Here is a 13923-nt window from a genome sequence, read left to right as displayed (position 1 = left end):
TCCACAAGGGCAAGCCGTGCTGACCCTGTCGCGGTCCTGCAGTTTATGTCAGTCAGGCGTCAGTCGGGCAAATCCGCCGCGGCCAGCACGATGCCGAGGAAACTTTCCGCAGTCAGGCTGGCGCCGCCAACCAGCGCGCCGCCGACTTCGTCGGCACCAAGCAACTCGGTAGCGTTGCCCGGATTGACCGATCCACCATACAGGATGCGCACCGCAGCGCTGGTTTCTTCGCCATAAAGCTCGACCAGCAGCGCACGGATTGCCCGGTGCATCGATCCGATGTCGTCGGCCGTTGGCGTCCGCCCGGTGCCGATTGCCCAGATCGGTTCGTAGGCGACCGTGAGCACTTCGCCGACGTTACCGGATATCTTGGGCATGGAAGCCTTGAGCTGGTCGATGACGAATTGTTCCGCTTCGCCGGCATCGCGGATTTCTTCCGATTCGCCGCAGCACAGGATGATCCTGAGGCCGGCATTCAGCGCAGCCGTGGCCTTTGCTTTCACCAGAGCGTCGTCTTCGCCGTGGGCCTGGCGGCGCTCACTATGGCCGAGGATCACGAATTTCGCGCCGGCATCCAGCACCATCGATGCGGACACGTCACCGGTGAACGCACCGTCTTCACCAGGATGACAATCCTGCGCCCCGACCCCGATCTGCTGGACTTCCTTGTGCACGGCATGGAGCAAGGTGAAAGGCGGCGCCAACGCGACCTCGACCTTCATCAGGCGCTGCGATGCGCGGTCGATGGCGCGCGCTTCGGACAGCATCGAACGCGTACCGTTCATTTTCCAATTACCGACGATATAGGGCCGCTCGGCCATATTGATTTCCTGAAAACTGATCTGGGGGAGTGATTGAAGGCAAGTCTGAGAAGTTTTCCAACCGGTTCAGGCGCCATATGGTGCCACCGGGACCGTCCGCCTAGTGCGAAGTTGCCTTCAGGTCAAAACACTTGCCGCCCTGTTGCGACAACACCGCAGGACGGATAAGGCGGGCCGAGAAATCACCACCTGCACCGGGCGGCGCGCTGCGCAAAGCCCATAATTGGATTCGCCCAGCACCATGATCAGTGTCTTCCGTAAATTTCTTTCGTCCAAAATCGGGATCGCGGTCGCGCTTGCCTTCCTTGCCCTGATTGCCTTCGCCTTTGCCGCGATGGACGTGTCCAGCAGCGGGACGTTCGGCGGCGTTGCCGGCGGTAACCGAGTGGCGGTGGTCGGCGGTGAGAAGATCGATTCGAGCGAGCTCAGCACGTCGGCAACTTCGGCGCTTGATTCGGCCCGGCAACAGAACCCGCTCATTTCGATGCCGGCATTCCTGCAGCAGGGTGGCCTCGAGGAAGTGCTCGATCAGCTGATCGACCGCTCCGCGATTGCAGGCTTCGCCCGGAAATACGGGCTGCGTGCGGGCGATAATCTGGTCAACAGCGAAATCATCGCGATCCCGGCGTTCCGCGGCGCAGACGGTAATTTCGACGAACAGGCCTACCGCCAGGCGCTGTCTACCCAGGGACTGACCGATTCGCTGGTGCGCAACGATCTCGCCGGCAGCCTGCTCGCAAAGCAGGTGCTTGTCCCCGCATCGTTCGGCGCCGTCATGCCGGACAAACTGGTCAGCCGCTACGCCGTGCTGCTCAAGGAAAACCGTCAAGGTTCGATCGGGCTGATCCCCAGCCTCGCTTTCGCTCCCGAAGCCGGACCGACCAACAACCAACTGCAGGCTTTCTATACGGCCAATCGCGGTGATTATATCCGTCCCGAACGGCGCGTGCTTCGTTACGCCACCTTTGACGTGAGTGCGATCGGCGAAGCTGCCGAGCCGACACAGGCCGAGATCGCGGCTCGCTACGAACGCGACCGCCAGAATTACGCCGCGAGCGAAGCGCGTAGCTTCAGTCAGTTGATCGTGCCGACCCAGCAGGCCGCGAACGCGATCCGGGCCCGTGTCCAGGGCGGCGGTTCGCTGGAAACTGCAGCCAGCGAAGCTGGTTTGGCGGTAGCCAAGCTTGGCCCGCTCGCCCGTCCGGCGATGGCCGCGCAGACCTCCTCCGCCGTCGCCGAAGCCGCCTTCGCTGCGGGCCAGGGCACACTTGCCGCCCCCGCCCGCAGCGGCCTTGGCTGGCATGTCATCCGGGTCGACAATGTCGAACGGACTGCTGGCCGAGGCCTGGCGCAGGCAACACCTGAAATCACCGAGACCCTGCGCGCCGAGAAGCGCCGCCTCGCCCTGTCCGATCTGACCGCCGACATCGAAGAACGCCTCGAAAGCGGCGAAGCGCTTGCCGAAGTGGCCCGCGAACTTGAACTGGAGGTGCAGACCACCAAGCCATTGCTTGGTACCGGCCAGGTTTATGGCAGCGAAAATGAAGGCGCCCCGCCAGTCCTCGCCCCCGCACTCAAGACCGCGTTCGCCATGGAAGAAGGCGAACCACAGCTTGCCGAAGTCGAGCGGGGCGAGACATTCCTGATGTTCGAAGTCAGCAATATAACGCCTTCCGCGGCCGCTCCATTAAGCGAAATCCGCGACGCCGTAGTCCAGGCATGGCGGCAGGCAGAAGGTTCCAAGGCGGCCAAAGCCGCTGCCGATCGGGTCCTGAAAAGGCTGGCCGGCGGAGCGACGCTGGCACAGGCGATGAGCCAGGAAGAGCGGCAACTGCCTCCGGTCGATGCCATCGCGATGTCGCGTGAGGAACTGTCGGCCCGCGGCCGGCAGGTGCCCGCACCGCTCGCATTGCTGTTCAGCATGGCGGAAGGCACGTCGAAGAAACTGGAAGGGCCGCAGAACGCTGGCTGGTTCGTGGTCGATCTCGACGATATCGAACCGGGCACAATCGCCAAGGATGATCCCGAATTCCAGCAGACGAAGCAGGAATTGGGCCAGCTGATCGCGCGCGAATATGCTGACCAGCTGCGTGTCGCGATGCGCGAGGAACTTGGTGTCGAACGCAACGCGGCCGCGATCGATGCGGTCCGCAAGCAGCTGTCCGGCGAAAATTGAACAATATCCGTTTGGCCGGAATTTCAACAGGCCATACTCAGACAGGAAACCCGGGATGATCGCGGCCGCCGGACATTTGCCCGAAAACTCGGACGATGCCATTGCCTCGCTCTCGGCGGGGCAACCGGCGCTGGTCTGGCGCAAGGTTGTCGCGGACACCGAAACGCCGGTCGGCGCGGCGCTCAAGCTGATCGAAGCCGGGCGCGGCGACTTCCTGCTCGAATCCGTCGAAGGAGGCGAGGTGCGCGGGCGCTACAGCCTGCTCGGCCTCGACCCGGACCTGGTGTTTCGCGCATCGGGCAATGCCGCTGAAATCAACCGCACATGGCAGACGGATCGTGAACTTTTCGAACCGTCGGCGGATGGCGCAATCGAGGCACTTCGCTCGCTGGTGGCGGAATGCCGCATCGACGTGCCTGCGGGCCTGCCCCCTGCCTTGGCCTGCCTCGTGGGGTATTTCGGCTACGAAACCATCGGTCTGGTCGAAAAACTCCCCCGCGCGCCGGACAATCCGCTCGACCTGCCCGACATGCTGTTCGTGCGCCCGACCTTGATCCTGGTGTTCGACGGGCTGACGCAGGAATTGTTCGCGATCGCCCCGCTGTGGGCCAGCGATTTCGATCCGGCGAAGTCCGTGGAAGCTGGCGGTGAACGCATCGACGAGGCGCTGCGCAGGCTGTCCCGGGCCGCTCCGGTTTCCGCGCCAACAGCCGACCTGCCGGACCTGGCGCTGTCGCCGGTGATGGCGGACGGCCAGTACCGCGAAATGGTCCTGCGGGCGAAAGATTATATCGAGGCGGGCGACATCTTCCAGGTGGTGTTGGCGCAGCGGTTTACCTGCCCGTTCCCGCTGCCTCCGCTGGCGCTCTACCGTGCGCTTCGCCGGGTCAATCCCTCGCCATTCCTCTACTTCCTCGACCTGCCGGGCTTTGCGGTTGTCGGGTCCAGCCCGGAAATCCTGGTTCGTGTCCGCGATGGGGAGGTGACGATCCGCCCGATCGCCGGGACCCGCCCGCGCGGAGCCAATGCGGCGGAAGACGATGCGGCAGAAGCCAGCCTGCTCGCCGATCCGAAGGAACGCGCTGAGCACCTGATGCTTCTCGACCTTGGCCGCAACGATGTCGGCCGGGTGGCGCAGCGCGGCACGGTCGAGGTGACCGCCAGCTACACCGTCGAACGCTACAGCCACGTGATGCACATCGTCAGCAACGTCGTCGGCCAGCTCGATCCCGCGCATGACGCACTCGACGCCATGTTTGCCGGTTTTCCTGCCGGAACCGTCAGCGGCGCGCCGAAAATCCGCGCCTGCGAAGTCATTGCCGAACTGGAACCCGAAACACGCGGAGCCTATGCTGGCGGCGTCGGCTATTTCGCACCGGACGGGTCGGTCGACAGCTGCATCGTCCTGCGTACCGCGGTGGTGAAGGACGGGATCATGCATGTTCAGGCGGGCGCCGGTATCGTCGCCGACAGCGATCCACTTTACGAACAGCGCGAATGCGAGGCCAAGGCCGGTGCGCTGATCGCCGCCGCGCGCGAAGCCGGTCGCATCGCTGCCGAGCCGGGCTTCGGCCAATGAAGCTCGCGGCAATATTGTCACGGGCTGCGATTTTGCCCGTCCTGCTCGCGGGCTGCGGCCCGGAACCCGAAGGCCAGCCGGTCATGCGAACCGAGATCGGCAGCGGAAAGGCGGATGTAGTCGCCGTCCCCATTGCGGAACCGACCGAACCGGCGATCGCTTCCGCTTGCACCAGCGTTACATTCGAAGACGTACCGCTGACGCATTGTATCGCCGATCCCGCGACGCACATGGTGTCGATGGACCTGGCGCCGGCTGGCGGCGCTCCCTACCGGAGCTTTGCGGCGTTGGCGGCGGCTCGATCAGCCGATGCGGCGCCGGTGGCCTTTGCGATGAACGGCGGGATGTATGACGGTGAAGGCAAGCCGATCGGTTATTATGTCGAAAATTCCGAGCGCCTGAAGGAACTCAGCCGCGCCGATGGGCCGGGAAATTTCCACCTAAAGCCCAACGGTGTGTTCTACGGCAGCGGCGGCAAGTGGCAGATCCGCACCGCCGACGATTTCTATGCGCAGGTCGGCGACCGTCCGCAATTCGGTACCCAGTCCGGGCCGATGCTGGTGATTGCCGGCAAACTGCATCCGGAAATCACCGAGGACGGCCCGTCCCGCATGATCCGCAACGGTGTCGGGGTGGGCCCGGATGGCCGCGCACATTTCGTGATTTCGGAAGGACCGCTGTCCTTCGGCAAGCTGGCCCGGTTCTATCGCGATGTGCTCAAGACGCCGAACGCGCTCTATCTCGACGGCAATGTGTCGTCGCTGTGGGATCCGGCGACAGGCCGGATGGACACCAGCGTTCCCATCGGTCCCTTGATCGTGGTGGAAAACAGGCAGAAAGCGCCGTCATGATTCTGGTGATCGACAATTACGACAGCTTCACCTTCAACCTGGTCCATTATCTGATGGAACTGGGCGCGGATGTGCGGGTGGAGCGCAACGACGCCTTGTCTGCGAGCGAAGCAGTGAAATCCGGCGCGCGCGGCATTCTCATCTCGCCCGGTCCCTGCACCCCGAACGAAGCGGGCATCAGCCTAGATCTCGTCGCCGCGTGCGCCGATGCAGGGATGCCGTTGCTGGGCGTGTGCCTGGGTCATCAGGCGATTGGCCAGCATTTCGGCGGCAAAGTCGTTCGCGGCGGCCTGATGCACGGCAAGACCTCCCCCGTCACCCACGACGGCTGCGGCGTATTCGCTGGCCTGCCCTCGCCCTTCATCGCTACCCGTTATCACTCGCTGATTGTCGAAGATGTTCCCGCCGCACTTCAGGTGAACGCCACCAGTGAAACCCCTGGACTGGACGGAACCGCGATCATGGGTTTTCGACATACGGAACTACCGATCCACGGTGTCCAGTTCCATCCAGAAAGCATCGCGACCGAACACGGCCACGCGCTGCTGGCGAATTTCATGGCGCTGTGCGGCCTTGAAGCGAAGGCCCTCGCATGACCGACCTCCCGTCCGCCGACCAACACTTATCCGAAGCTGAAGCCGAGCAGGTTTTCGGTACCATCCTCGACGGCGAAACCAGCGAAGAAGAAATTGCCCGGTTCCTGGTGCTGCTGTCCGAACGCAGTGAAACATCCGAGGAAATCGCCGGCGCCGCGCGCGCGCTAAGGGCCCGACTTATCCCGATAGCCGCACCGGAAAACGCCATCGACGTATGCGGCACCGGCGGTGATGGGCATCACACGCTGAACGTGTCCACTGCGGTCAGCTTGGTGGTTGCGGCGGCAGGGGTGCCGGTTGCCAAGCACGGCAACCGCGCTGCCTCCTCCAAATCCGGCGCAGCCGATACGCTCGAAGCCCTCGGGCTGGACATGGAAGCCGTCGGGCGAACGGCGGAAAGGACCCTTGCCGAAATCGGCATCTGCTTCCTGTTCGCCAAGAACCACCATCCGGCAATGGGCCGAATCCAGCCCATTCGCCAGAAACTGGGCATCCGGACGATTTTCAACCTGATGGGGCCGCTCTCCAACCCCGCCGGGGTCAAGCGCCAGCTCATCGGGATCGCGCGGCCCGCCTATGTGCCGATCTACGCTGCTGCCAAGGCGCGGCTGGGCACCGAACGGACGATGATCGTGTCGGGCGACGAAGGTCTCGATGAACTAAGCCTCGCGGGCGGGAACGAAGTGGCCGACGTGCGCGGCGACAGCTTCGAGATGAAGCGCGTCGACGCGCCTATGGCCGGGTTGGAACATGCCACGGTCCAGGCCATTCGCGGCGGCGACGCGGCGCATAACGCCAAGGCGCTGTTGGCGTTGCTGCAGGGCGTTCCCGGCCCCTACCGCGATGCGGTGATGTTCAACGCCGCCGGTGCGCTCATGGTGGCGGACGCGGCGAACGATTGGGCCGAAGGTGCCGCGATGGCGGCAGAGGCGCTGGATTCTGGCGCCGCGCAGACTTTGCTCGAACGCTGGATCGAGATGGCCCAATGAACAAGCTCGAGGAAATCTGCGGCGTCAAGCGCGGCGAAGTTGCGGTACGCAAGGCGGCGACGTCACTGTCTGCACTGGAAGAGCGCGCCCGTGGGCAGAGCGCGCCGCGCGGTTTTCGCAATGCTCTGGCCGCGAAGTCCGCCGATGGCTTTGGACTGATCGCGGAAATCAAGAAAGCTTCGCCCTCCAAAGGGTTGATACGCGAAGATTTTCGCCCGGCAGACCACGCGGTGGCCTATGAACAGGGCGGCGCGGCGTGCCTCTCGGTGCTTACCGATGCACCGTATTTCCAAGGTCACGAGGATTATCTTGTCGCGGCGCGGGCAGCGTGCACCTTGCCGGTCCTGCGCAAGGATTTCATGGTCGATATCTGGCAGGTCGCGGAAGCGCGCGCCATCGGGGCGGACGCGATCCTGATCATCGTGGCGGCGCTTGACGACATCCAGATGGCGGAGATCGAAGCCGCTGCAATGGAACACGGGATGGATGTACTGGTGGAAGTCCATGACGAAGCCGAAATGGAGCGCGCCGCGCGCCTTCAATCCCGCCTGATCGGGGTCAACAACCGCGATTTGAAGCGCTTCGTCACCGATTTGGGTGTTACCGAGCGGCTGGTCCCCCTTGCCCCCGAAGGCACTCTGCTGGTGGGGGAAAGCGGCATCGCCGACCATGCCGACTGCCTGCGGCTAGCCCGTAGCGGGGTCCGCACCTTCCTTGTCGGCGAAAGCCTGATGCGCGAAGATGACGTCGCGGCGGCAACGCGGAGACTGCTGGAGGGCTGATATGAGCAAGCTGACCCATCTCGACGAACAGGGCAACGCCCGGATGGTCGATGTCGGCGGCAAGCCAGTGACCCGTCGCACGGCAGTCGCTACCGGTCGTATAGCCATGTCCGCAGAGGCGTTATCGGCGATACGGGACGGCGAAGTTCCGAAAGGCGATGTGCTGGCAGCAGCGCGGATCGCGGGGATCATGGCGGCGAAAAAAGTCGGCGAACTGATCCCTCTCTGTCACCCCCTAGCACTGGATTCTGTCAGCATCGAATTCGCGTTCGACGATGGCGGCCTGCGGGCAACCGCCACTGCAACGCTGGACGGCAAGACGGGCGTGGAAATGGAAGCACTTACAGCCACTTCTGTTGCGCTCCTGACAATTTACGACATGGCCAAGGCGATCGACAAGGCCATGACCATCGCGGATATCCGCCTGCTGTCCAAAACCGGCGGGAAATCAGGCGACTGGCGCGCCCCGGCATGAACCCGCCGCTGCCGCTCGAACAAGCCCAGGCGAGGCTGCTGGCGTTGGCGGAACCTCTCGACATTGAAATCGTGCCGGTGGCGGCCAGCCTCGCACGGTACCTTGCCACCCCGCTGATTGCCGGCCGTAGCCAGCCCCCCGCAGATTTGTCAGCGATGGACGGTTACGCGATATCTGGCCAGGGTCCGTGGCGGATAATCGGCGAGAGCCGGGGCGGCGCACCATTTTCCGGCCCGGTTCGCAGCGGCGAGGCTGTCCGCATCTCGACCGGAGCCCTGCTCCCCGAGGGAAGTGACCGCGTGTTGATCCAGGAAAACGCCCTGTCTCAAGACAACGAATTGACGCTGACGTCAGATTTGCCCGCATACGGTCAGCACATCCGCCGCGCGGGTTTCGATTTCTCTTCCGGCGAAACGCTGCTCGGCGAGGGCAACTGGATCGGGGCGGGTCAGGTCGCGCTGATCCTCGCATCGGGCGCCGGCACCGTGCCCGTCCGCCGCAAACCGCGCGTTACCTTCATCGATTGCGGTGACGAACTTGCCGCCAGTCCCGCGCAGTGCCCGCCAGACCGTATTCCTGCCAGCAACGGTGCGATGCTGGCGGCATTGGCAGCGAACATTCCGTGCGAAACCCGATACATAGGCCCTGTCCCTGACAGACTCGATGCGCTTAGCGTTGCGCTCGAAACCGCCTGTGAAAGCGACCTGATCGTAACCAGCGGCGGGGCGTCAGTGGGCGATCATGACCTGATCCGGCCCGCGCTAGAGGCGTATGGAGCCCAAATCGACTTCTGGCGGGTGGCCATCAAACCGGGCAAGCCGCTGCTCGTGGCCCGGAAGGGGCCGCAGATTATTCTCGGCCTGCCGGGCAATCCGGTGTCGAGTTTCGCGACCGGCTTCCTGTTTATGTTACCACTGTTGCGGCATCTTTCCGGCGCTGCCGCCCCCTTGCCCCGCCAACATCTTTTCCACACGGGCACGGACCTTCCGGCGACCGGCCCGCGCCGCGAATTCCTCCGCGGATGTATCGCCGGTTCGACCGTCACCCCGCTCGAGGAACAGGATAGCAGCGCGCTTCTCGCTCTTGCCCGGGCGAACGCCCTGATCGAACGGCCCGAAAACAGCGGTGAGGTTAAAGCGGGAACGGATGTTCCGGTCTATCTGCTACAGAATGGCTGAATTGCTTGACTTGCTGAAATTGGTTGCCTAATTGTTCTGTATTCGTTCACCATAATTCGGAGAGCGGAACATTTCAGGCGGACGAAGGAGTTTTTCGCCATGCTGACTGCGAAACAGCACGAGCTTATCCGGTTCATCCAGGACCGGCTGGAAGAAACGGGGATTTCCCCTTCTTTCGAAGAAATGAAGGACGCGCTCGACCTCAAGAGCAAATCGGGCGTGCACCGCCTGATTTCCGCGCTCGAGGAACGCGGCTTCATCCGCCGCCTGCCCAACCGGGCGCGGGCGCTCGAAGTGTTGAAGCAGCCGGAAAATGCCACATCTGGCGGCGTCCGCTCCGCGTCCCCATCCTCGCTTCCGGACAATGTCGTTTCGCTGCAGCAGGCGTCACCGAAGCCGCGACATGAACCGGCCAATGACGTGATAGAGGTTCCCCTGCACGGTCGCATCGCCGCCGGTGCCCCAATCGAGGCGCTGGAAGGCCAGACCAGCCTGCCAGTTCCCGCCGCGCTGCTCGGCCCGGGCGAGCATTATGCGCTGGAAGTGTCCGGTGACTCAATGGTCGACGCGGGCATTTTCGATGGCGATTTTGCGCTGGTAAAACGTACCAATGTCGCCCGCGACGGCGAAATCGTGGTCGCGCTCGTCAATGACGAGGAAGCGACGCTGAAATATCTGCGCCGGGAAAACGGCATGATCCGCCTCGATCCGGCAAACCCCAGCCACGAACCGCAGATTTACCAACCGGCGCAGGTTCAGGTCCAAGGCAAGCTCGCGGGACTGCTGCGGCGCTACCACTGAGTTATCTACGCATAAATTGGTCGGCCGCATTCGTCGGTAACGGCCGGCTAGTTTGATTTCACCCCGAACGAATGGCGGCGTGCGACACCGTTTCAGCAACAGCGGATATCCCGGACACGGCAATAAATCCGCCGCTGAGCACGCTCCTTACATTGCCGGATACGCGCAATTCGTTGGGCAATTGGCCCGCATGAATGTCCGGCAGCTTTCGGGTACGAGGAATCTGTCTGGGAGCGACTTCTTCGTCGGCGAAATGCATGGCGCTGCCCTTAATCGGACCTGTCGGCTCTTGAGCGGGATCTACAGATACAGATGACGTCTGTGGTTCCGGACACGGCCAATCAGCAGCTATTCAGCAACATCTCCAGTGTCGAGGAGTTCGCGGCGCATGTTGGTGCGGATAGCTGCCATCTGGCTCTTGCCCAAGTTCCACACATTGAGCGCGTAGCGGGTCTTGATATAGGCCAGGTCCCAGTTGGTTAATGAGAGCGGGATCAAATCGCTATCGGCTGCCTCGACCACCCGCAGGACTGTGGGGACCCGGCTGCTCTCCATCTCGCGCGGTTCCGCCTCGGTCAGGCTGCGCATGACCGCATAATCGGCCAGCTGCTGGACGGTGAGGCCGGCAATCGCCTGCGTATCTATAAGCAGAACCGACATCGCAATCACCGGGCGGCTTGATGCCTCGAGCCGCGACATTGCGTAATACGCCGTGATGTACTGAACACCATCGTCAACGCCAACATCGACTGGAACGCCACCGCGGTCGACCCGGGCGAGCAACTTCCATGATCTCGCTGGCCCGTCCCGACCTTGGTGGATGATGGTTTCGCCATTGATCTCGGAGAAATATTCGGGATGCATCCGTCGGAACTGCGCGAGCATCGCATTCGGGTCCGCGGCGAAAAGCACCAGCGCGCTCGTGGCGCAATCACCATCGGCCGGTTCGACTCCCGCCGCGCGAGCAACTTCCATCATCCGGCGTGCGATCGCTGCGTCACGCGCTGGACCGAGGCCAACTACGCGCGGGCAGTAGTCACCCGGTCGGTAAAGCGCCATCGGCGATTGGGCTTCGCTGGTCGAGATCGCGGTCGCGAAATTGTTGATCTCGCGCTCCACCTCACGAAGTCCTGAAATAATGATCGGATCGTTTGCGGCGCTTTCGGATATGGAAGCGGGCTCTGGGACGGAAGATTGCGCCTGCAGCGCTGCCGGAGCGATAGCGAGCGCCGCATAGGCCACCAGAGCCAGTGGTAAGCGCGACAGGTTTGTGGCGGAATAGAGCATCGTAGAATAATTACGAAAACTGGCTGATAATACAACATAATTAAGACCGAGGTATCGGTGCGGCGGCTCAGTTCGGAAATCGCGCAGAAACCATGCAATTTTTTATTCAAAAGACGGTGGCCGATCTGACCGCCATACAAGCGGGCGGTGGGAACTTTGCCGCTGCAGCATAAGCAGACAACAATCAGAGAGGCCCGCCCCCGTCATGTCTTTGGGCCAAACCTCGCGGAACGCTCCGGTGCGGGCTGCCACCAACCATGTTCGCCCTGGCTTTCCGCGACGGTTTCGAACCGCTCATCTTCCAGGTAAATCGTCAGCCCGCCGGTTTGGCTCAACAGGTTCCGGTCGGCCTTGAGCCAGCGCGGGCGGCAACTGGACGGCAGATACCGGTCGGCAATCACGATGTCCGACCGGTCACACGCCGCCGCGAGGGCGCGTTCATCGACCATGTCGCGGCCCCGGGCCATCAGCACGTGCCACAGGCGCCCGCCGCGGGACAGCGTCACCACACAGAATTCCCGGCTGCACTCCGCGCCCGGCCATTCGGTCAGCGGTACGGGAGCGCCGCCCATTCCGGCCATTTCCAGCAAATTATCGCTTGCAAAGCTGCTTCGGCTGTCACGCAGAACGAGCAGCGCGTTGCCCTCCCCCGCGATCCCGACGTGACGCCCATCGCCCGAAATGAGCAGATCGGGTGCCGGCTTCAGCGCCATCAGAACCGCGGCCACCGCGGCGGGCGCCAATCCCAGCAAACGGACCTTGCCAGTCCACAGCGCGAGCCACAGGCCGCCTGTCAGGAACAGGGCGAACAGCGCGCCGCCCATTTCCGGAAGCAACTTGACCGCGCCGGGCCGGTCGGCGGTCCAGTGCGCTATCGCCAGCAGCATCTCGAGCGATTTGCCCGCCAGCCACCATGCGGGGGCGCCAAGCCCCACGCTGTCCATGGCCAGCGCGAGCGCGATCAGCGGCATGGACAGAAACGGGACCAGCGGGATCGCGATGACATTGGCAAAGGCGCCGTAAACGCCCGCCCGGTGGAAATGGAACATCACGATCGGCATCAGGGCAATCTCGATCACCATGCCGGTCACCAGCAGCATAATAGTGCGGCGGCCCATGCGGGACAGCCAGCTTTCCTCCCTCGGGGCGAGAAAGCCGCGCACCGGCGCACAATTGTGCAGCGCGACGATCGCCAGCACGGCGGCGAAGCTCATCTGGAAGCTCGGCCCGATCAGCGATTCCGGCCACAGCAGCAGTACGAACAGCGCTGCGGTCGCAACCATCCTCAGCGACAGTGGCTCGCGCCCGAGCGCCAGCGCAATCAGCACCAGCACCGCGCCGACACAGCTGCGCACGGTTGGGACCTCGGACCCGGTCAGCAACGTATAACCGACGCCCGCCAGCGCCCCGATCCCGGCGGCCAGAACCGGCAGGCGCACCCGCAGGGTCAGCCACGGCCACAGGGCCAGAAGCCGGATTGCCAGCAGGTACGCCGCGGCGATGACCGCACTGACGTGCAAGCCGCTGATCGACAGCAGGTGAGTGAGGCCGGAATCGCGCATGGCCTCCTCGTCCGCTTCGGAGATCCCGCCCCGGTCCCCGCTGGCGAAGGCCGCCGCGATCGACCCCGGCGACCCGCCCAGTTGCGCACGGACATGGCTTGCCAACCGGCGCTGCAACTTGGCTATGCTGCCGCCGGTCAATGCGGGCTCGATCACCTCGATGTCGCCCATCGCGGATCCGGTCGCGGCGTAGCCCTGGAACCATGCGCTGCGGGCGAAATTATACCCGCCGGGCAACATCGGCGGAGCCGGCGGCATCAGGCGGACGCGCAGGCGGATCACTGCCCCCTCGCCGATTTCCGGACCGATCAGGTTGCCGTCCCCCGTCTGCGGGACGTTCACGCGGATTTTCTGGGCAGTCCCGGTTCCGGCATCGCGCATGGCGAGTATCAGCCGCACCCGTTCCTGCGCCGGCTGTTCCTCACGCCCCAGCACCCGCGCTTCGATGCGTATGACCTGCGGGCGGTCCATCGGTTCCGCGCCGACCAGTTCCGAACGCGCCCAGACGACCGCAAGGCCGGCGGCAAAAACCAGCGCAGCCGCAGTCACCGCCAAGCGTAGTTCGGCGCGGTCGTCCCGCCCGCGCCATAGTGCCGTAGCGGCAATCACGGCGAGTATGGCCGCGCCGATCGCCGCGCTCCATTGCCACGGGTGGCCGAGGACAAACCATGATCCGATCCCCGCGGCGAAAAACACCGTCAGCCATGGTCCGCGGTCGAACCCGGCGGTACCCAGAAATCGGTCGAAAATGCCGCTAATACTGGACAAGTCGGCCCGGCTACGCCAAGTGCGCTGCACTGCAACATCATCGACTGGCGGCCCGCCC

The 13923-nt window shown here is 63.7% G+C and carries 13 protein-coding genes; 9 read left to right on the top strand and 4 right to left on the bottom strand.

What is annotated here, in order from left to right:
- Positions 1-59: 59 nt before the first annotated feature.
- Positions 60-821 carry a triose-phosphate isomerase gene (tpiA, locus tag GRI65_RS03660; protein WP_160755145.1) on the bottom strand — a complete coding sequence of 254 codons (762 nt, stop codon included), beginning with the start codon at positions 819-821 and terminating at the stop codon, positions 60-62.
- 241 nt (positions 822-1062) lie between these two features.
- Here tpiA and GRI65_RS03655 point away from each other — a divergent pair, with 241 nt between their 5' ends.
- From GRI65_RS03655 to lexA, 9 genes are all read left to right on the top strand, one after another.
- Positions 1063-2997 (top strand): peptidylprolyl isomerase, encoded by a 1935-nt coding sequence (locus GRI65_RS03655; RefSeq protein WP_160755144.1) that lies wholly within the window; start codon positions 1063-1065, stop codon positions 2995-2997.
- Positions 2998-3052: 55 nt separating this feature from the next.
- The gene (gene trpE, locus GRI65_RS03650) at positions 3053-4576 is read left to right on the top strand and encodes an anthranilate synthase component I (protein WP_160755143.1); all 1524 of its coding nucleotides are present in this window, start codon (positions 3053-3055) and stop codon (positions 4574-4576) included.
- Positions 4573-5427: a phosphodiester glycosidase family protein gene (locus GRI65_RS03645; RefSeq protein ID WP_232843902.1), complete on the top strand. Its 855-nt coding sequence runs from the start codon at positions 4573-4575 to the stop codon at positions 5425-5427. The genes trpE and GRI65_RS03645 overlap by 4 nt, the downstream gene beginning before the upstream one ends.
- Complete coding sequence (locus tag GRI65_RS03640; protein WP_160755142.1) at positions 5424-6023, top strand: anthranilate synthase component II; 600 nt, start codon at positions 5424-5426, stop codon at positions 6021-6023. The genes GRI65_RS03645 and GRI65_RS03640 overlap by 4 nt, the downstream gene beginning before the upstream one ends.
- Entirely contained in the window at positions 6020-7012 is a 993-nt protein-coding gene (gene trpD, locus GRI65_RS03635; protein ID WP_160755141.1) for an anthranilate phosphoribosyltransferase, read from the top strand. Before GRI65_RS03640 ends, trpD begins: the two co-directional genes overlap by 4 nt.
- Entirely contained in the window at positions 7009-7794 is a 786-nt protein-coding gene (trpC, locus tag GRI65_RS03630) for an indole-3-glycerol phosphate synthase TrpC (protein ID WP_160755140.1), read from the top strand. The genes trpD and trpC overlap by 4 nt, the downstream gene beginning before the upstream one ends.
- 1 nt (position 7795) lies before the next feature.
- Positions 7796-8269 carry a cyclic pyranopterin monophosphate synthase MoaC gene (gene moaC, locus GRI65_RS03625; RefSeq protein ID WP_160755139.1) on the top strand — a complete coding sequence of 158 codons (474 nt, stop codon included), beginning with the start codon at positions 7796-7798 and terminating at the stop codon, positions 8267-8269.
- On the top strand, positions 8266-9447 hold the full coding sequence (locus GRI65_RS03620; RefSeq protein WP_160755138.1) for a molybdopterin molybdotransferase MoeA: 1182 nt from the start codon (positions 8266-8268) through the stop codon (positions 9445-9447). The genes moaC and GRI65_RS03620 overlap by 4 nt, the downstream gene beginning before the upstream one ends.
- A 99-nt stretch (positions 9448-9546) precedes the next feature.
- On the top strand, positions 9547-10248 hold the full coding sequence (lexA, locus tag GRI65_RS03615; RefSeq protein ID WP_160755137.1) for a transcriptional repressor LexA: 702 nt from the start codon (positions 9547-9549) through the stop codon (positions 10246-10248).
- A gap of 58 nt (positions 10249-10306) precedes the next feature.
- On the opposite strand, the gene GRI65_RS03610 is transcribed toward lexA, so the two are convergent.
- From GRI65_RS03610 to GRI65_RS03600, 3 genes are all read right to left on the bottom strand, one after another.
- Positions 10307-10507: a hypothetical protein gene (locus tag GRI65_RS03610; RefSeq protein ID WP_160755136.1), complete on the bottom strand. Its 201-nt coding sequence runs from the start codon at positions 10505-10507 to the stop codon at positions 10307-10309.
- 89 nt (positions 10508-10596) lie between these two features.
- The gene (locus tag GRI65_RS03605) at positions 10597-11535 is read right to left on the bottom strand and encodes a hypothetical protein (RefSeq protein WP_160755135.1); all 939 of its coding nucleotides are present in this window, start codon (positions 11533-11535) and stop codon (positions 10597-10599) included.
- 203 nt (positions 11536-11738) lie between these two features.
- Entirely contained in the window at positions 11739-13865 is a 2127-nt protein-coding gene (locus tag GRI65_RS03600) for a ComEC/Rec2 family competence protein (protein WP_332872589.1), read from the bottom strand.
- Positions 13866-13923 lie beyond the last annotated feature (58 nt).

The organism is Allopontixanthobacter sediminis (assembly GCF_009828115.1).
Taxonomy (GTDB): Bacteria; Pseudomonadota; Alphaproteobacteria; order Sphingomonadales; family Sphingomonadaceae; genus Allopontixanthobacter; species Allopontixanthobacter sediminis.
This window is presented reverse-complemented; position numbering and strand designations above follow the sequence as displayed.